Source organism: Parabacteroides sp. KHUB-03, from assembly GCF_056640975.1.
The window spans coordinates 2867989-2885212 of record NZ_CM153257.1 but is presented as its reverse complement, the minus strand read 5'-3'; the positions used below and the strand labels follow the sequence as shown (position 1 = coordinate 2885212).

24 protein-coding genes are annotated in these 17224 nt (G+C 31.6%); 9 read left to right on the top strand and 15 right to left on the bottom strand.

Annotation, left to right across the window (positions count from 1 at the left end; all coding sequences use genetic code 11):
• Positions 1-10 precede the first annotated feature (10 nt).
• Both ACYIB7_RS12415 and ACYIB7_RS12410 read right to left on the bottom strand, forming a co-directional pair.
• The gene (locus ACYIB7_RS12415) at positions 11-313 is read right to left on the bottom strand and encodes a helix-turn-helix domain-containing protein (RefSeq protein WP_480337262.1); all 303 of its coding nucleotides are present in this window, start codon (positions 311-313) and stop codon (positions 11-13) included.
• Positions 279-692: a type II toxin-antitoxin system RelE/ParE family toxin gene (locus ACYIB7_RS12410; RefSeq protein ID WP_480337260.1), complete on the bottom strand. Its 414-nt coding sequence runs from the start codon at positions 690-692 to the stop codon at positions 279-281. Before ACYIB7_RS12410 ends, ACYIB7_RS12415 begins: the two co-directional genes overlap by 35 nt.
• A gap of 441 nt (positions 693-1133) precedes the next feature.
• Between ACYIB7_RS12410 and ACYIB7_RS12405 the strand changes: the two genes are divergently transcribed.
• Positions 1134-1310 (top strand): histone H1, encoded by a 177-nt coding sequence (locus ACYIB7_RS12405; protein WP_480337258.1) that lies wholly within the window; start codon positions 1134-1136, stop codon positions 1308-1310.
• A 71-nt stretch (positions 1311-1381) separates the two neighbouring features.
• Here ACYIB7_RS12405 and ACYIB7_RS12400 read toward each other — a convergent pair whose 3' ends face one another.
• The 3 genes from ACYIB7_RS12400 to ACYIB7_RS12390 form a co-directional block, all read right to left on the bottom strand.
• The gene (locus ACYIB7_RS12400; protein WP_480337256.1) at positions 1382-1654 is read right to left on the bottom strand and encodes a Txe/YoeB family addiction module toxin; all 273 of its coding nucleotides are present in this window, start codon (positions 1652-1654) and stop codon (positions 1382-1384) included.
• A complete protein-coding gene (locus tag ACYIB7_RS12395; protein WP_480337255.1) occupies positions 1642-1935 on the bottom strand; it encodes a prevent-host-death protein in 294 nt (97 codons plus the stop codon). The genes ACYIB7_RS12400 and ACYIB7_RS12395 overlap by 13 nt, the downstream gene beginning before the upstream one ends.
• Before the next feature lie 134 nt (positions 1936-2069).
• Positions 2070-2447, bottom strand: coding sequence for a hypothetical protein (locus tag ACYIB7_RS12390; RefSeq protein WP_480337253.1), 378 nt, complete (start codon positions 2445-2447; stop codon positions 2070-2072).
• Between the two features lie 425 nt (positions 2448-2872).
• On the opposite strand from ACYIB7_RS12390, the gene ACYIB7_RS12385 reads away from it, so the two are divergent.
• The 5 genes from ACYIB7_RS12385 to ACYIB7_RS12365 all read left to right on the top strand — a co-directional run bounded on the left by ACYIB7_RS12385 (position 2873) and on the right by ACYIB7_RS12365 (position 5833).
• Complete coding sequence (locus ACYIB7_RS12385) at positions 2873-3109, top strand: hypothetical protein (RefSeq protein WP_480337251.1); 237 nt, start codon at positions 2873-2875, stop codon at positions 3107-3109.
• Positions 3106-3297 (top strand): hypothetical protein, encoded by a 192-nt coding sequence (locus ACYIB7_RS12380; protein WP_480337249.1) that lies wholly within the window; start codon positions 3106-3108, stop codon positions 3295-3297. The genes ACYIB7_RS12385 and ACYIB7_RS12380 overlap by 4 nt, the downstream gene beginning before the upstream one ends.
• Positions 3298-3401: 104 nt before the next feature.
• The gene (locus tag ACYIB7_RS12375) at positions 3402-4553 is read left to right on the top strand and encodes a DUF6383 domain-containing protein (protein WP_480337248.1); all 1152 of its coding nucleotides are present in this window, start codon (positions 3402-3404) and stop codon (positions 4551-4553) included.
• Between the two features lie 2 nt (positions 4554-4555).
• Positions 4556-5137 carry an ORF6N domain-containing protein gene (locus tag ACYIB7_RS12370; protein WP_480337247.1) on the top strand — a complete coding sequence of 194 codons (582 nt, stop codon included), beginning with the start codon at positions 4556-4558 and terminating at the stop codon, positions 5135-5137.
• 30 nt (positions 5138-5167) lie between these two features.
• Positions 5168-5833 (top strand): hypothetical protein, encoded by a 666-nt coding sequence (locus tag ACYIB7_RS12365; protein ID WP_480337245.1) that lies wholly within the window; start codon positions 5168-5170, stop codon positions 5831-5833.
• Positions 5834-6124: 291 nt separating this feature from the next.
• On the opposite strand, the gene ACYIB7_RS12360 is transcribed toward ACYIB7_RS12365, so the two are convergent.
• The 10 genes from ACYIB7_RS12360 to ACYIB7_RS12315 form a co-directional block, all read right to left on the bottom strand.
• Positions 6125-6352 carry a hypothetical protein gene (locus ACYIB7_RS12360; protein WP_480337243.1) on the bottom strand — a complete coding sequence of 76 codons (228 nt, stop codon included), beginning with the start codon at positions 6350-6352 and terminating at the stop codon, positions 6125-6127.
• Positions 6353-6369: 17 nt separating this feature from the next.
• A complete protein-coding gene (locus ACYIB7_RS12355) occupies positions 6370-7002 on the bottom strand; it encodes a glycosyltransferase (RefSeq protein ID WP_480337241.1) in 633 nt (210 codons plus the stop codon).
• Between the two features lie 198 nt (positions 7003-7200).
• Positions 7201-7593 carry a hypothetical protein gene (locus tag ACYIB7_RS12350; RefSeq protein ID WP_480337239.1) on the bottom strand — a complete coding sequence of 131 codons (393 nt, stop codon included), beginning with the start codon at positions 7591-7593 and terminating at the stop codon, positions 7201-7203.
• The gene (locus ACYIB7_RS12345) at positions 7586-8182 is read right to left on the bottom strand and encodes a hypothetical protein (protein ID WP_480337237.1); all 597 of its coding nucleotides are present in this window, start codon (positions 8180-8182) and stop codon (positions 7586-7588) included. The genes ACYIB7_RS12350 and ACYIB7_RS12345 overlap by 8 nt, the downstream gene beginning before the upstream one ends.
• Positions 8183-8193: 11 nt before the next feature.
• Entirely contained in the window at positions 8194-8667 is a 474-nt protein-coding gene (locus tag ACYIB7_RS12340) for an RNA polymerase sigma factor (protein WP_480337235.1), read from the bottom strand.
• A 292-nt stretch (positions 8668-8959) separates the two neighbouring features.
• Positions 8960-9826 (bottom strand): thiopeptide-type bacteriocin biosynthesis protein, encoded by an 867-nt coding sequence (locus ACYIB7_RS12335; protein WP_480337233.1) that lies wholly within the window; start codon positions 9824-9826, stop codon positions 8960-8962.
• A 2-nt stretch (positions 9827-9828) separates the two neighbouring features.
• Complete coding sequence (locus ACYIB7_RS12330; RefSeq protein WP_480337231.1) at positions 9829-12039, bottom strand: lantibiotic dehydratase family protein; 2211 nt, start codon at positions 12037-12039, stop codon at positions 9829-9831.
• 103 nt (positions 12040-12142) lie between these two features.
• Positions 12143-13357 (bottom strand): lanthionine synthetase C family protein, encoded by a 1215-nt coding sequence (locus ACYIB7_RS12325; protein WP_480337229.1) that lies wholly within the window; start codon positions 13355-13357, stop codon positions 12143-12145.
• A gap of 345 nt (positions 13358-13702) precedes the next feature.
• Complete coding sequence (locus tag ACYIB7_RS12320) at positions 13703-13939, bottom strand: hypothetical protein (protein ID WP_480337227.1); 237 nt, start codon at positions 13937-13939, stop codon at positions 13703-13705.
• A 779-nt stretch (positions 13940-14718) separates the two neighbouring features.
• Complete coding sequence (locus ACYIB7_RS12315; protein ID WP_480337225.1) at positions 14719-14850, bottom strand: hypothetical protein; 132 nt, start codon at positions 14848-14850, stop codon at positions 14719-14721.
• 633 nt (positions 14851-15483) lie between these two features.
• Between ACYIB7_RS12315 and ACYIB7_RS12310 the strand changes: the two genes are divergently transcribed.
• The 3 genes from ACYIB7_RS12310 to ACYIB7_RS12300 all read left to right on the top strand — a co-directional run bounded on the left by ACYIB7_RS12310 (position 15484) and on the right by ACYIB7_RS12300 (position 17212).
• Positions 15484-15720, top strand: a complete 237-nt coding sequence (locus ACYIB7_RS12310; RefSeq protein ID WP_480337223.1) for a hypothetical protein — start codon at positions 15484-15486, stop codon at positions 15718-15720.
• Entirely contained in the window at positions 15717-15908 is a 192-nt protein-coding gene (locus tag ACYIB7_RS12305) for a hypothetical protein (protein WP_480337221.1), read from the top strand. Before ACYIB7_RS12310 ends, ACYIB7_RS12305 begins: the two co-directional genes overlap by 4 nt.
• A gap of 104 nt (positions 15909-16012) precedes the next feature.
• A complete protein-coding gene (locus tag ACYIB7_RS12300) occupies positions 16013-17212 on the top strand; it encodes a hypothetical protein (protein ID WP_480337220.1) in 1200 nt (399 codons plus the stop codon).
• Positions 17213-17224 lie beyond the last annotated feature (12 nt).

Below are 17224 nucleotides of genomic sequence, written 5' to 3'. Positions count from 1 at the left end.
TATTAATTATTTACAAATTCATTGTAAACTCAATCTGGCAATTCAGCGCATTCATAATTCGATAGAATGTTGAAACCTTTGGTTCGGTCTGTCCGCTTTCCACATGGGAAATATAAGATCGGTCAGAACCAATCCGTCTGGCAAGTTCTGCCTGACTTATCTTCGCTTTCTTCCGAGCATCTTCGATTATCTGTCCGGTATAAAAAGCATATGCTTTTTCTTCTGCTTCGATGCGTTGTGGAGTCCCTGGCTTCCCAAACTCAGCATCAAGCACATCGCTATAATTTACTAGTTGATGATTGTTTTCGTGCATAATATTCCTCCTTAATTTTTTCGGCTTTCTCTATTTCAGATACAGGAGTTTTCTGTGTCTTTTTATGAAAGCCATTAAACAATACAACAATATTTCCATTGTCAAATATGAAAAACACCAGGTCTATATTACTGCCGTACTCTGTTCGAAGCTCAAATTCGGCGGACGGTGTGTGCCGAATTCCCGAACCCGACATAACATAGCCTAAAACCTCTTCTTTTAACTGTGGATAAACAAGATACAAGCGTCTGAATTCCCGGAATCGACGTTCATTCAGACCTTTGGCATTCAGTCGTTTTTCCAGCTTCTTCAAAAGTTGCTCACCATAGGCAGCACGGTCTTCACCGTTTTGTTCAAATTCCACGATATAACAGCCCATAAGCCAGTTGCGGGAAGTTAGTGCAAGGTTTACAGAATGTGCTGCCTGTGCTTGCAGCGTGTCCTAAACGGCACTGATATAATTTACTAATGATTCAAAGTTCATATTTTGGTACTTTATGCAAAGTTACTGTTTTTATTATCAAAGTTTTAATTCGGATAGACTATTAGTTACTTCTTCTTCCAGTTTGTCTACTGCACGGGGGATTTCTCCGTATGTTTCAGCCCGCTATGTCCGAGCAAACTGGCTCGTCTGCAGAGCAGAAAATGTACATCCTGCGATTGTGACAGATATGGCAGAGAATAGTCGTCTGACCATAATTAAGCACTACTTTAAAAGCAGCATCAAAAAAAATAACAATCAAGTGGTATCAACTATCTTAGGATTTTGGTTGTTTTGCTTATCTTTGTTACCTAATATATAAACTAATAAAATAAAAAAATGAAAGAATTAATCGAAAAGATCGACGCTGTTTATGCAACTTTTAAAACTGACGCTGCAGCTCAGGCAGAAAACGGAAACAAAGCTGCCGGAACCCGCGCTCGCAAAGCTTCATTGGAAATAGAAAAGTTGATGAAAGAGTTCCGCAAAGTATCTCTGGAGGAATCAAAGAAATAAATAACGGCTTGTAAAAATGAAAAGGGCATCATGATGGATGCCCTTTTTATTTTGGTATATAATTACTTTTTTTATTTATCGTCATAATGTCCATGTGTAGAAACAACTAGCACTTTTATCTCTATGTCATTCACCGAATAAATTAATCGGTGTTTGTCTGTTATTCTCCGTGACCATAGTCCGGATTTACTGTATTTGAGTGCTTCCGGGTGTCCCATTCCTGTTTGCGGGGTTTCTTGCAATTCCAATATAAGTTTTTCCAATTTCTTATATGCTTGTGGCTCTGATTTCTTTAACTTTAATGCTCCTTGTGCTGCTTTAGGAGTAAATTCTATTTGATACATTCTTCAACCCTATTTAGAAAATCATCTAAAGACTCCCCTTTTCGCATAGCTATCGTTTTGCCTTCTTTTGCCTGCTGCATGCCTGTATTTATCTCAGCTATATTTCTGGGATCATCGAAATAGGGATCGTTGGAAGGACTAACGCTTTCGGGGATTATTTCACCTCTTGGCACAAGTTCCAAAAACTGGTTTTTGCGCTTGATTACAACCCGTTGAACTTCGGCCAAGTCAAAGAACTTCTTTTGATTATCCCTGAACTCTCTGCTACTAACTACTATCATAATATTATTCTTTATACATTTGTGTACACATATGTGTACACAAATGTAGTATTTTTATTTGAATCGCAAAAGAATATATAAAAAAAATAGGAAGGGACTGTTTCTAACAAATAGAAGACAGTCCCTTAATGCTGTTATGGAGTTACCTGGCTTGTTTGTTGTGCAGAGAATTTACCTGTTTTCCCGGATTCGTTTTGAGTGAAACTCAAAGTTGCAAATCTGCCGGAAGACGTTGGATTTACCCAGTTAGCCGCAATAATACTTGATTCAGTGTAGGTGAATCCTCCTTTTATCGCAGTAAAACTGGATGTATAACCTACATTCTCACGAACACCAGTAGCAGAGCCATTGATATATTTTTCTTTATATGAAGTAACAGTATAATACACTGGGCCACCTTCACGATAAAGAAGTTTAGTATCACCACTAACATTAAAGGTATATTCCCAAGTAACCGTTTCTGCTTTAGTAAAAGTAACAGAGGTATTTACATTCCCTCCATTAATGATCACCTGTTTCGTAGTCCAGGAGGAAGAATATTAGGCAAACACATCTGGTTATAAATTAATGGGATACTATTATAAAACTCTCTAGGGGGTATAGCAAGGGGGAACAATTATCATAAATATAATTATCTAAGCAACGCGAAAAAATCAACCTTTTTCTTTTGTCAATTCAAAAATAATTCGCATATTTGCATTAGTCAAAAACCCATAGTGAGGGATTCACTAAACCGAAGAGTAACGGATAATGCTCAACTTTTGTTTTGGGCTTTTTTTATGCCCAAATTGTACGATATAGGCGGCTGCCTTTCCCATCACATAGTCTCTTCGGAGTGAACTACTGTGGGTTTTTGACGAAACGGGAAAGTGCAGCCGTTCTTGTACTTCAGTTGGTAAGACTGTATCCTACCAAAAGTCAAAAACCCATAGTAGTTATGAAATCAAATCAATTAACCGTACCTGTAACCGGGAGCCGGAAACGTGTACAAATCTCCAATCCATTTACTTGGCTGAATCTTGCCAAGGTTTATTCGTTTTTATCCTTTGGTGCTATTAAATGCAATGAAAGTGAAGCTAAGTTATGCACCCTTCTGTTGGTCATTTTATATGTTTTTCTTTTGCTTGGAGGCTCTTATGACCTTGCATTAATCCAGGAAGGAGGTATAAGATGAAGGAAGAAATATTAGTATCAGGGGCAGATGTTGTATCGGTCAATGGAGAAATGTATGTATCTATGAAACTATTCTGTGACACAATAAACACATTACATGCTTATCAGGATAAAGCCATTTCCCAACAAAAGAAAAAATCATCACATAGTCCTCTGATTGTTCAAATGCGACCTTTAAAAAAGGCATAATGTTTTTACATTAATTTGCATATATTGAATAAGTAATTTATATTTGCCGTTATACAACTTTAAGTATTTCAGTTATATAACGGCAAAACTAAAAAGGTAAAATTATGAAACGTATTGATCTTCTTGTTATTTACACAATATTCTTATTATTTTCTTTCAGTGGATATCTTCATGCTCAATCTCCGACTACGGATAAAATTCTCATAGAATTTATGAAGCCGGGTGATAAAGATGCAGAAGCAAGAAATTTTCATTTACTTCCTTGGCCGGAAGAAGCGAAGGCGGCAGCTTATAAAGCAGCAGAGATATGGGCTTCTTGTTTAGAAATAACTATACCTATCCAGGTAAAGTTTGGGTGGGCTGATGAACTAAATGTCGCAGCTTATGGAGCTGCGATGTATAATTACCAGTATACTGATGGATACTACTATCCTTTGTCCTTGATAAATCAATTATTAGGTTATGATAAAAACAAAGATGTAGTTGATATAATTTGTGTGTTTAATGCCAATGGTAAATGGTACTATGGATTAGATGCTAATGTTGGAACTGAACCTGATATAAATGATCCAGATATAATTCATATTGAAAAAAGTTTATTAACCACAGCATTACATGAAATATGTCATGGGCTAGGTATAAATACTTCTATGACTTTAAAAGATGGAAAAGGGCAATGGGGAAGCTCTGTATCTAGCAAAGCATATATTTATGACACTTTTATTGGCAATAAAAAAGAGAATCAATTAATAAACACTTCTATATATCCTAATAAATCTGTGAGTTTGGCAGATGCTTTGACGTCAGGTGAAATTTACTGGTTAGGTGAAAACGGAATAAAAGCCAATGAGGGTCTTCCTGTGAAAATATATGCTCCTAAACAATGGCTAAGTGGAACAAGTATATCTCACTTAGAAGAGAAGTATAATAAAGAAAATATTATTGCATTAGGAGCTAATCTTGTTTTTTCCCCTGGCCCAATTGTCCTCGGTATGCTTCAGGATCTAGGTTGGACTTTAAAGGACGTTGCTACAGCTAACGAATCAATAGAAATTGATTCTCCTGTCAAATTATTTACTGCCGGCAATCAGATAACAATAGAAGGTGCTGTAACCGGTGAAAAAATTATTATTGCTGACTTCTCAGGACGCCTAGTTTATTCCGGTATATCTAATGGCGGATCTATGGCTATAGATTTGGCTTCCGGAATGTACGTCGTAAGAGTTGGAAAGGAATCGTTTAAGATTAAGCTATAAAGATGGATCAGTTACAAATTATTCGAAGTAAGATATACGAGATCAGAGGGCAAAAGGTGATGCTAGATTTTGATCTGGCGGAAATGTACGGTACGGAAACCTCACAGTTAAAACGTGCTGTAAGGCGAAATATAGAACGCTTTGAAGGCGAGGATTTTATGTTTGAAGTAACTCGTGAAGAACTTTCAAGATACCAAATTGGCATCTTGAACAAAGGAAGAGGTAGCAACTTTAAATATCTTCCATTTGCTTTCACCGAGTTAGGAGTAGCCATGCTTAGTAGTGTACTTAATTCTAAAACAGCTATTGAGATAAACAGAGGCATCATGCGTGCATTTGTAGCCATACGCCATTTAGTATTGAATCCTCCGGCAAACCCGGTTCAAGAGCTTCAACAAGAAGTAAAGGAACTTAAAGATTATATAGAAGAAGTGTTTGCCGATTACAACGACATCAACGATGATACCCGGATGCAGTTGGAATTAGTCAATCAGACATTGGCAGAGCTGCAGTCAAAAAACAAACAAGATAGTAAACCACGTAATCCAATAAGGTATTTAGCATCCCAACAAAAGAAAAAATGATTTAATCCCATCAAATAAAATATATTTATTATGCCTCAAAGTGAAAGTAGTTGGATAAGTGTTATCACGCCTTATGTAGATGTTATCTCTGAAGATAAAAATCATCGTTATGTTTCTTGGCAGCATTGCTATTCTGCTTTTAACAACATACAAAAAGAAGATGAATCTCAAGATGATCATCTGGCACTTCATTTGGCTTTTTATCTTGCCAGTTGGGGTATGTATAGAGGCTCTAGCGGGCTTCTCTGGAAAGATTATAAAATACATCGTGAAACTATTAAAATCATTAGACAGTACTCATATCTTAGAGAAAAGCCATTTGATATAGAAGAGATAAAGAAATTGTATGATGACCTGGAAAAGGTGTATAAGATTGACTATTTTCGCCTCTCAAAAAATAAACAAAGTCTAATTCCAACGGAAACCCTTATCACTAAAATAATGTTAGGATGTTTAGGGTGTTTTCCTGCCATTGATAGAAACTTTCGATATGGTTATCTAGGAAAAGAAACTAATGTTCTAGGGAAAGATAACTTTAAAGAAATATTAGAGATAGTTAAAAACAAAAATAATGATATTATTCAGTGTCAGGATTATATCTTAAAAAAAATTCAACAACATTATCCTCCTATGAAAATAATTGACATGTATTATTGGCAGACTGGTCTCAATAAATTAAACAATAGAAAAAGATAACTATTCAATATATTTTTCTTTTAATGGAAAAATATAACCTATTGGTAGAATTGAATTGATACATATTCAATTCTACCAATAGGTTATTTACTCTTAAAGGTTATGGTACAGTTTATTTTCCTACTATTACATAAACACTCGGAGTTGACTCGGTTACAGAAAATGATGAACTTGTTCCGGTAGTAGGCTCTAGTACCCTTGCATCATTCATCGGAACCCCTCCACATATTGAAAAAAGAAACATTCAATTGGTCACCAAAGTTGCCGGGGCTTCTGCGTGGATGCCAGAATTTAAAATTCATTGTTTTTATATAGTGTATTATCTATTGTATGGCATAATTGAATCACAGGATGTTCTTCCTGTTTTTCATCTTCAGGATAATAGACTTGCAGGTCGAAAAGTTCCTTAAATTCCGGATCGTTAACCCATGGATAGTTCTTTTCTGTCTCCACCAAATGCCAGACTACCCAGATTTGATCTTCCGGTTTGTCTAAATCACCTTCTACTTCTTGTACCAAATCTGGAAGATAGAATACTACGACATCGGCTTGTTGAAAATTTCAGCTTGATAAAGGACGATGGGACACCACAATTCATCTTCATGCATGATACCTTTCTCAAATCTGGCCTGTATTTTATCTAAAAACTTCTTGTAATATATATAATTACATGCCATAGACGGATAAGCGCCAGCTTCAGATAATTTTATAAATCCATTTTTACCGGAAAGAAGAACATACTGAATATCTTTAGATATCGGATTGAAAGGATTTCCAAGACTATCATCTTGATAGAAAAACAGCATATTACCCATTACCATATCGGCTTGATACCTGATGGCTTCCCTATATAATTCTCCTAACGAATTTTGCTTTACCCAGTCATCGCTATCAATAAAAGCAATATACTCTCCTTGTGCAATTTCCAAACCCGCATTGCGTGCAGCCGAAGCTCCTCCATTTTCCTGATGAATTACTTTAATACGTTTGTCTTGATTGGCATACTGATCGGCTATCGCTCCCGAATCATCAGTTGAACCATCATTAACCAGAATGATTTCAACGGAAATATCCTGATCTATGAGAGATTCAATACATGCCGGCAGGTATTCTTCAACATTATATGCCGGGACAATAACAGACATATTTATATTAGCTTCACAACTCATGTTTACAGATTTAATCAGTTTTATCGGATTGTTTTTTCTTTTTTAGTATGTAAATTCAGTTCTAATTCTCTGTATCTTGCTATGCGCAACTATTATCATTCTTTAATTAGCTCTCTTATCCTGCTTATTTTCTTATTGAAAAATAAAATAGAAAATAATTTGAGTTGAGTCTAAGAGAACAAACCATCAAACAGTTAATTAACAATTATTTTCAAGTTGTGAAATGAGCTGCGCTCTTTGGATAGAAAAAATATTACATTCTTTATCAACATACTTAAGTAAGATAATACCATTTTGTTGAAGTTTTGATTTTAATAAAATATCATTATCCATTTCATAAGATATTTTCAGTATTGTCATAGCTGCCAATTCTATTTTCTCAATTCTATCTGAGTCTTTTTCATATTTATCTATCAATTCTTGTACATTTATATTTATCAAACTCTCTGTAGGAAATCCCAATATTTCTTTTATCAAATGATCGTAAATTGACCAATCTCTCCTTATAAACTCATTTTTCCGTAAAATCGTATTAATAATAAATGAAACAATCTCTTGAATCATTCGGATTAAATAATCTTGTTTAATCATTTTGGGTGTTTTTGGTTAATTTAAGCTCTGATAATTCTTTATTAATATGAATCACATCTTTTACTATATTTACTATATGGTGAAAACTGAAGTAATCCAAAATACTAATAATTAACAATATAACCCCAAGAAGTATATAGCTTAAAAGTGAATTACCACTATAATAGAGAAAACTTATCATATATGGAACAATACTCAGATAGGTCGCTATGGTATATTTATTTTTAAACAACCTATAGTTTAGCATATTTCGAATTTGTTTTTGTAAATTGTCTTCATATAAAATAATATTTAATTTCTTCTGAGATATAATACACATAATTAGATTAAATATTCCTGTAAAAAATGCAGTGATCCATAACCATATAAGAGAATGATATTCTTTATAAATAAGGAAACAGCACACTACCAGCAAATTTATTCCAATTAAAACAATAAACCCTTTTTTTTCATTTCGCAAAAGTTTTTGCAAATGGGTTTCTTTACGATTTGACAATATCTCTATGACTTTTCGTTCATTAATGAAATTATTCTGAACAGTTTTATTGTTTAGCTTTTTCCAGGCCATTTGTAATTCTTCAATTTCCATTGTATAAAGTTTTATTGATTCGACATATTTTTAAGTTTATCTTTGATGCGGCGTATCTTTATAGCTACATTATTACGATTCGTTCCAATAATGTCGGCTATCTCCTCATATGTTTTTTCTTCTAACCATAACATGATATACATTCTATCTTCTTGATTGAGTCTTCGAATGAGCAAATACATGTCTTTGATTAAACAATCTTTTTCGTCATCATCATAAATACCAGTGCATTGCTCTAAAGGTACAAAATTCCAATTTCTCTTTTTCTGGAAATCAGTAATGCATGTATTGAGTGAAACACGGTAAATCCATGTGTTAATTGAACTTTTACCAGCAAAACTCTTATAACTTTTCCATAAATTATAAACTGTCTCTTGATATAGATCATAGATGTCGTCATTGTCCTTTGCGAACATAAGACATACTTTATAAATTGTATGTTTGTTCAACATCAGTTGATCTATAAATTCTTGTTCTATATTCATGTTATTTGATTTAAGTTCTTATTATATTAGTCTATTAAAATATGTAATTAGTTACAGCAATGGCAGATTTTTAAACTAAAAACCTTAATCTACTACTCCAAATTGATATACTTTTCTGATAATATTAAAAATCAGATAGCTCCTACAATTTCCAGACAATAAATTAGTAAAGATTACTAAATTCAACATATATCATTTTTTGAGGAATGAAAAATGATAATAATAGATTAATATAGAAAAGTAATGTTGGATATATTCTATTCATATAATAAGCATACTTTATGCTAGAATTTCAATCATTAGATTTTTTGTATTTAGCAAATCCTACAATGGAATTATAATGCTTAACTAAAAGGTAGTAAATAACACATTCATTCATACGCTGTTTAGTTCTAAATAATCGGTTTACATGCATATGTATAATACTTGACAAAATATTGAATAATGTAGCTGAACTTTCTGAAATTGTTTTTTTTACAAAAAAATCTATATTTGATATGTATATATTTATATCTAATATCCACTTTACTGAAACTATATCGTTTGCATTCAATATTTTCTTTATCAAAACAGAGTTATTTCTATACTTCAACTTCAATTGTTTATTAGTGACTTTATGATTCATATTTAATTCATCACTCAGCCCACAATAAACCTGGTTGCAAAATTCAAATTTATCATTTATTGAAAAATTGTAACTGGATAATATTGAATCTATAAATCTTATTGTGACCAACCATTTTTCCGTGTCGCATTCTTGACTATTAGCTAAATAATATAGTATAAAACCACTATCATAATAGAATAATCTTTCTACGTTGACAATATATAGATTATTATATCTCTCAATTTCTCTTGAATAAGTATCCACAACAACTTTGGAAATAATATGATTATCGACATATTCACACAAAACGTTATTTAAGTTCTTAATAGCTATAGACAAATTGTTAATATCAACAAAATGTAGACGAAGCCTAATATGATAACCTGGATCAGAATATCTTATAAAAAAATAAGAATCAATTATTTCTTCTTTAATCAACTTATTTAACATGGGATATATATCGTTAACTAATATATTTTCTAATGTTTTGGGACCTGAATATATTTTCAGATACAGCCATTCACTACCAATAATAAACTTTCTCTTATTCATATTTACAGAACTTTATGAAGGCATAATATTAATTCATTGACAAATATTTGTTCTCCTCGTTTAACAAGTGGATGTTTTGTATTTGAAAACAAAAACTCTTCTAATAGACAAATCTTCTTTTTTTGTACAAAATCCAAAAACAATTTTACCATAACTTGCTTTGTAAAATCTATTAACAACGTATTATCATATTCAACAATCTCCACCAAATCAGGAATTTTTTTTTTGTTTTTCCAATTTGCAATCTCACGACAATACTCATCAAATGAAGAATTATTTTGTTTTGGAAGATCTGAATAATTTACTCTCCACTTAGCTGGTGATAATATGATGTTTTCATATACAATTCTAGGTAGAAAATGTTTTGTATTAAATGATGATCCCCAATTAAAATTAAGATATTGATTGTTTTGATGTTGGATATTGCATAAAAAGCAATAAATCGGCAGACCTTTTGCATAATTATGAGCAGTTGTCAACCGTGGAAGTATTTCTTTATTGTATTTTTTTGATCGTAATACTATTTTTTGACCATGAGGAACTGATACCATTATGTCATCTATTGAAATCTGTTTAATATCAGTATTATTATCTTTATTTGGATTTGATATATAAGATATTTCATATTCTCTATTGCAAGGATGCATTTGTATATTTCCTATACGATCCTCTGGCAAATGTAATATTTCAGCAAGTATATGATCTTTAAAATAAAACTTTTCATGATCAACCAGTTGCTTTATATATTCTTCAAATTTTGAATCTAAATATCCGAATCTAGATAACAAATTAGCAGACGATGGGCCTCCGCATCCATTTATATATATTATGGGACCGGAATTCTTTTCCCCCAAATCAACAACCTTTATATTGGTATATAAATGACTTGGTAATTGATCAACAATAGAATTATCTAATAATGCAATATCGCTTTCAGTAATATTAATTGAAAGTGATTCTTTTTTAATGCAATCCTCATACTTATTCAATAGAAACTCACTTATAGCATCAATTTCAAATGAATAGTTTAGTTTAGTTGACGAAGATATAAGTAGATCATCAATTAAAGGATTTATATCTCCATGTAGTTCGTTTATATCACCAAATCCTATACCTGATTGAGAATCCAAAGCAACAACTAATTGAATCTCTTCTTCTTCATATCTTTTGTAAAAAGCATCTTTGAATGAAGAAAGAGAATTATTATTTCTAATAGGTGTTAGATGACTTAAGGCAAACAATCCTTTTAATACAGAATTACATATATCAGTTCCAATAAAAGATTTTTTTTTAAAAGATAATAAACAATCTACATGTAAAATATTTTTCGGAAGATAGTGAAGATTACTATCGAATTGTTCTTCTATTTTTTTATATTTTTCTATTTTTTCACCTATTCTCAATTTGTCTGCAGCAATTAGTATATCAATAATATTGTTGATAATATTAAAGTTTTTGTTATCTAAATTCGATTTGTTGATTTTTTCATGAAGTTGACCAATGTAATCTAATCCAGAAATAGAAGGCTCAAGTTCGCTAACTAATATTTGATTGTCGATTAATTCCCAAACAAACTCTTTTGCTTCGAGTAAAGATATTTCATTTGATACAATTCTATTAGCTAATTCATTAATTGTCGAAGAACGTGAATAAGCCATATTTAAAATTAACTTCAAATAATCAGATTCTTCTACTTCTGAAAATGAATATTTTCTTTTATGATTATCTTTATTATATTCTATATATCTGAAATATTTGAAGAATTTATATAAAGTCGTGTTGACATGATATTTTAGCAAATGGCGATTTTTTTCTTCTTTCTCTAGAATATTAATTAATTCACAGAGAGATTCCATATCAACTCTTGAATATGTTTTATAATGACTTTCTTCTTCAAGTTCCACCTGTGATGTATTCTCTTTTTGAATTGGTATTAATTCACAGCCTGCAAATAATCCATATGGGGTGGATCTACAACATGATCTAATAAAATATTTAACAATTGACAGTATTGTTTTTTCAAAATGTTTATTTTTTATATATGCGTCTTCAAATAAACTAGGTGAAGCAATATATATTGCTTCTTTAAATGATTCAATTGATAATAATTTATCAATTGAATTAATAAATGTAATATAATCGAAAGGGAAATAGGGTGTTCGTAAAACTCCTTTTTCAAAAAAAATATAATTGACAGTGTTACTCTTTTTCATGAATTGAATAAATTGAGTGTATGGTTATTGCATATGAAATAAATCTTATTTAAAACATAATAATCTTATATAGATAAATTACTCCAACCATTTTGTTTCTTTGCTATGAAAGCATTAAACATTCATCCCATTTAGGGTTTGCAGAATCAATTGTTGCCAAAAGAGACAGACCAACTCCTGAGAGTCCTGATAGCAGACTAAAATTAGAACTATATTTTCCTGCATCTAAAAATTGAAAGCCAGAAAAAGGTCCATTTTGATTCCCCAACTTTAATGTTTCATTTAACCAATATATTGCTGCATTCTGAAATATTTTTTCATTTGTATATTGGTATAAGCGATTATAAATATGACATAAACCCGCTGTACCATGACAAATACAAGCATCAGTTATAAAATTAGTTTTAAGGTCTTTTCGATTGGTGCTCTTCCTTAATGTTATTAATGCCAAATCGATAAGTGTCTTGTCTCCTAATAATTTTCCAGCTTTATAAAGAGATTGCCCTATTCCTAAATCTCCATAACACCATGCTAATCGGCTTACATTATTTGTTTTATTCTCAACAGTCAACCACTGTGAAAAAGTAGAATATAAATTAACCGGGTTTACATTGTTTTTATAGTACAATATTAATTGGGGGAGTATATTTTTAGCGCAATGCTCAAATAAATGATTCTCAATTAGTTTTGTTAACAATACTAGAATACTTGCCATTCCATGAGCTAATCCTAAATTACATACTGTCTTTTTTTGATTTACATTAATGTATACGTCAGATAGCCACATGATACTTCCATCTGAATTATCAATTTTATTCTTATCCAAAGCTGATAAAAAATTTTTTATTGCAAATTTGCCATTTTCATTATTTTGTGAAATAAAATAATATGCCATGCCTAGTGAGCCATGCAAATAATCAAAATTATTAGCGCTTATATCTTTTTCTAAGAATAAATAAATAAAACTGTCTATTTGTCGTAGATAGATGTCTATATTTGAAGATTCTATCAATCCTTCATTTACAAAAAATCTAATCAACCAAGCAATCCCAGAATATCCATCACAGAATGTCCCTCGTTGGCATTTAATGAAATCATTAAAAACGAGATCGCATTTTTCTTGTAAAATAAGCAAATGTTTCTCCTCTTGGGTAAATTTGTAGTAATATGCGAGAAATAAAAGGCAACCTCCATATCCTCCCAGCAATCCAACAGAATTGCTATCATAGTAATTAATGATTGCCTCATAGATATCATTAATCTTATTTTTTATTATATGTCTCTCGTTTTGTTTTTCGATTAATATTTTCCAAGTCATTGTAATTTATTAATAAAATGAATCTAGATAATTTTAATAAAAAGAACAACAATCGCCATCAAATGCTTATAGTAAACTTCTACTAATATTATCGAAATAATTGAATAAAGAATGGATATTATATCTATTATAGATACAAAGTGAACATTACATCTAAAAACAAGCAGAAAACCAATTTGTTATAAATTTATAAATACAACTAACGTAAATATGTGTAATTAAGTTGATTTAAAATTATAGGAAATTAATTTTCTGCTGTTTGAAAATTAAATATGCCATCGCATTACTGTTTTATAGGTTTTATTTATAGTAATATAAACAACCTAATTAAATAAAGATATACTATCAACATGCATAATTTGTCGTACACAGTCCACAAGAATCCCTAGTACCAGGTTCTGCAGATAGGCAACCCGGGTCAGGACTTTTGGTCGCAGCTGTTACGGTTGTTGTACATGCAATGACCGAGACTATAGAAATTGTCGTTGTTGTCGGATGAGAGTAATCTCCTCCCAGTATGGCTTTTTGATTATCAGGAGTTATTTCATTTAGTTTCAATTTTTTTAGTGTTAACTTCTTCATTTTTTTAGCAGTATTGAGTTAATATTTTTATCAAAACTTTTAAGTATTAAATCTAGTTTAATAGTAAATAGTTACTATTTAGATCATTTGCATAACATCTATAAACTCCAAAGGTGGCATATTTGTCAAATTCATAATGTTTTCACAATCCTTTCCATTGTTATACTTTTCAGTATCTGTAATTATATTACTAGCATAAATGAACTGATTTCAAATAAACCATTTCTAAATAATAAATTGATAATTAAATTTTTCAAACCGGCACGTAACTTTAATTAAAAACCAGTGATTATAACAAAAGGTGGCTCAATCCTTTTATACTACACTTGGTTTATTTACTTTTAATCAATTTGCATTGTGTTTTAGTTATATCGTAAAATATCTTCAATATTTCAAGTTTCATATTTTTGGTTTTAAATATATGAATTAAGTTTGTAAAAAACAAGCACTTCCTGAAAAAAAATCATATTAAAATAATTCAATCACATTAAGGGTGTTTTATGTTATATAACCACGGTATTACTAGTGACGCAAAAGTGTGAGTTTGGTAAATTCGTCAAGCAGTATAATGGAGGATTTATTTAAAGAATTTGAGTTGCTATAATTTTAGTTTTGCCTATTAGTAAATGAATTTTTACATTTTGGTGTGAAAAGAATGTGAACCTTTTTAATATATAGTTTTTTCTTTTAGTGGAAAGATATAACCTATTGGCAGAATTAAATATGTACTAATTAAATTCTACCAATAGGTTATTTACTCTTAAAGGTTATGGTATAGTTTATTTTCCTACTATTACATAAACACTCGGAGTTGATTCGGTTACAGAAAATGAAGAACTTGTTCCGGTAGTAGATTCTAATACCCGTGCATCATTCATCGGAACCCCGCTACATGTAGCTTGTACACTCACAATTTCATAATATCCAAATGGCACTTGTGCGCTTGGGCTTCCTGGTTGGGTTAAAGTGTATATCTCACCTGAACTTGCATAATTTCTAATTGTGATGCTTACAGATGTATTTCCAGAACTACAGCTATATGAATTTTGCACTGTAACGCGCCCTTTTACCTCGGGAACTTCATTCTTTGTAAAAGTAACAGAGGTATTTACGTTCCCTCCATTGATCGTAACTTGTTTAGTAGTCCATGAGGAAGAATATTAGGCAAACACATCTGGTTATAAATTAAGGAGATACTATTATAAAACTCTCTAGGGGGTATAACAAGGGGAAACAATTATCATAAATACAATTATCTAACAACGCGAAAAAAAATCAACCTTTTTCTTTTGTCAATTCAAAAATAATTCGCATATTTGCATTAGTCAAAGTCATCATAGTTTGTCTATGCCGAATGAGTAACGGATAATGCTCAGACATAATTTGTAAGTCAGGGCTTTTTTTATGTCCTTACTTAATTGTATAAAAATATTGGCGGTTGCCTTTCCTTTTACTTAATGCTCTTCGGTGGGCTTATGTGATGACTTTGACGAGTGGAAATGGCAGCCGCTTTTTTTCTGCCTAAAAGTCAAAGTCATCACATTATGAAATCAAATCAATTAACCGTACCTGTAATCGGGAGCCGGAAACGTGTACAAATCTCCAATCCATTTACTTGGCTGAATCTTGCCAAGGTTTATTCGTTCTTATCCTTTGGTGCAATTAAATGCAATGAAAGTGAAGCTAAGTTATGCACCCTTCTGTTGGTCATTTTATATGTTTTTCTTTTGGTTGGAGGCTCTTATGACCTTGCATTAATCCAGGAAGGAGGTATAAGATGAAGGAAGAAATATTAGTATCAGGGGCAGATGTTGTATCGGTCAATGGAGAAATGTATGTATCTATGAAACTATTCTGTGACACAATAAACACATTACATGCTTATCAGGATAAAGTCATTTCCCAACAAAAGAAAAAATCATCACATAGTCCGCTTATTGTTCAAATGCGACCTTTAAAAAAGGCATAATGTTTTTACATTAATTTGCATATATTGAATAAGTAATTTATATTTGCCGTTATACAACTTTAAGTATTTCAGTTATATAACGGCAAAACTAAAAAGGTAAAATTATGAAACGTATTGATCTTCTTGTTATTTACATAATATCTTTGTTTTTTTCTTTCAGTGGATATCTTAATGCCCAATCTCCGACAACAGATAGAATTCTTATAGAATTTATGAAGCCGGGAGATAAAGATGCAGAAGCAAGAGACTATAATATTCTCCCTTGGCCGGAAGAAGCAAAAGCGGCAGCCTATAAAGCAGCAGAGATATGGGCTTCTTATTTAGAAATAACCGTGCCTATTAGAGTAAAGTTTGGGTGGTGTAATAATATACAAAGTAATAGTACCGTAGCCGAAGGAGGTGCAATGTATAATTATCAGTATACTAATGGCTATTACTATCCTTTATCTTTGATAAATCAGTTATTAGGCTACGATAAGAATATAGATATAGCAGACATTATATGTGTTTTTAAATCAAATGTTAATTGGTATTTTGGCTTAGAAGAAAAACAACAATGGTATCCAGACCCTATTGATCCAACAATTGAATATAGTAAAAATAGTATTATTCCTACAATGCTCCATGAAATTTGCCATGGGTTAGGAATAGGAGGAGATAGTTTTGCAATTATTAACAAAAAAGGACAATGGGGAAGTTCGGTATCAGGCAAAGCTAATATCTATGATACTTTTATTGGAGATAATAAAGGCTATCAATTAATAAATACCTCAAAATACTCCAATAATTCTATAGAACTAGCAAATATTTTGACATCAGATGCAGTATATTGGTTAGGGGAAAATGGAACAAAAGCAAATAATGGAGAGCGTGTTAAAATTTATGCTCCTAAAACGTGGAGTTCTTCTAGTATCTCTCATATAGACATTGAGTATTCTAGGACAATTAATGATTTAATGGCATATGGTTTAGGTGGTGTAACAAGTATGAACGGAAAAGATAATTATTATACATTTTCCCCTGGCCCCATAGTCCTCGGTATGCTTCAGGATATAGGTTGGACTTTAAAAGACGTTGTAACAGCGAATGAAGCTATAGAAATTGATTCTCCTGTCAAATTATTTACTGCCGGCAATCAAATAACAATAGAAGGTGCTACAGCTGGGGATAAAGTTATTATTGTTGGCTTCTCAGGACGCCTCGTTTATTCAGGTATATCTAATGGCAGATCTATGTCTATTGATCTTACTTCCGGAATGTACGTTGTAAGAGTTGGAAAGGAATCGTTTAAGATTAAAATGTAAGGAGCTATTTAG

What these genes read in the sequence shown, in the direction of transcription:
- ACYIB7_RS12415 (WP_480337262.1), bottom strand. Translation starts at nt 313, where the DNA reads ATGCACGAAAACAATCATCAACTAGTAAATTATAGCGATGTGCTTGAT.
- ACYIB7_RS12410 (WP_480337260.1), bottom strand. Translation starts at nt 692, where the DNA reads ATGGGCTGTTATATCGTGGAATTTGAACAAAACGGTGAAGACCGTGCT.
- ACYIB7_RS12405 (WP_480337258.1), top strand. Translation starts at nt 1,134, where the DNA reads ATGAAAGAATTAATCGAAAAGATCGACGCTGTTTATGCAACTTTTAAA.
- ACYIB7_RS12400 (WP_480337256.1), bottom strand. Translation starts at nt 1,654, where the DNA reads ATGTATCAAATAGAATTTACTCCTAAAGCAGCACAAGGAGCATTAAAG.
- ACYIB7_RS12395 (WP_480337255.1), bottom strand. Translation starts at nt 1,935, where the DNA reads ATGATAGTAGTTAGTAGCAGAGAGTTCAGGGATAATCAAAAGAAGTTC.
- ACYIB7_RS12385 (WP_480337251.1), top strand. Translation starts at nt 2,873, where the DNA reads ATGAAATCAAATCAATTAACCGTACCTGTAACCGGGAGCCGGAAACGT.
- ACYIB7_RS12380 (WP_480337249.1), top strand. Translation starts at nt 3,106, where the DNA reads ATGAAGGAAGAAATATTAGTATCAGGGGCAGATGTTGTATCGGTCAAT.
- ACYIB7_RS12375 (WP_480337248.1), top strand. Translation starts at nt 3,402, where the DNA reads ATGAAACGTATTGATCTTCTTGTTATTTACACAATATTCTTATTATTT.
- ACYIB7_RS12370 (WP_480337247.1), top strand. Translation starts at nt 4,556, where the DNA reads ATGGATCAGTTACAAATTATTCGAAGTAAGATATACGAGATCAGAGGG.
- ACYIB7_RS12365 (WP_480337245.1), top strand. Translation starts at nt 5,168, where the DNA reads ATGCCTCAAAGTGAAAGTAGTTGGATAAGTGTTATCACGCCTTATGTA.
- ACYIB7_RS12355 (WP_480337241.1), bottom strand. Translation starts at nt 7,002, where the DNA reads ATGAGTTGTGAAGCTAATATAAATATGTCTGTTATTGTCCCGGCATAT.
- ACYIB7_RS12350 (WP_480337239.1), bottom strand. Translation starts at nt 7,593, where the DNA reads ATGATTAAACAAGATTATTTAATCCGAATGATTCAAGAGATTGTTTCA.
- ACYIB7_RS12345 (WP_480337237.1), bottom strand. Translation starts at nt 8,182, where the DNA reads ATGGAAATTGAAGAATTACAAATGGCCTGGAAAAAGCTAAACAATAAA.
- ACYIB7_RS12340 (WP_480337235.1), bottom strand. Translation starts at nt 8,667, where the DNA reads ATGAATATAGAACAAGAATTTATAGATCAACTGATGTTGAACAAACAT.
- ACYIB7_RS12335 (WP_480337233.1), bottom strand. Translation starts at nt 9,826, where the DNA reads ATGAATAAGAGAAAGTTTATTATTGGTAGTGAATGGCTGTATCTGAAA.
- ACYIB7_RS12330 (WP_480337231.1), bottom strand. Translation starts at nt 12,039, where the DNA reads ATGAAAAAGAGTAACACTGTCAATTATATTTTTTTTGAAAAAGGAGTT.
- ACYIB7_RS12325 (WP_480337229.1), bottom strand. Translation starts at nt 13,357, where the DNA reads ATGACTTGGAAAATATTAATCGAAAAACAAAACGAGAGACATATAATA.
- ACYIB7_RS12320 (WP_480337227.1), bottom strand. Translation starts at nt 13,939, where the DNA reads ATGAAGAAGTTAACACTAAAAAAATTGAAACTAAATGAAATAACTCCT.
- ACYIB7_RS12310 (WP_480337223.1), top strand. Translation starts at nt 15,484, where the DNA reads ATGAAATCAAATCAATTAACCGTACCTGTAATCGGGAGCCGGAAACGT.
- ACYIB7_RS12305 (WP_480337221.1), top strand. Translation starts at nt 15,717, where the DNA reads ATGAAGGAAGAAATATTAGTATCAGGGGCAGATGTTGTATCGGTCAAT.
- ACYIB7_RS12300 (WP_480337220.1), top strand. Translation starts at nt 16,013, where the DNA reads ATGAAACGTATTGATCTTCTTGTTATTTACATAATATCTTTGTTTTTT.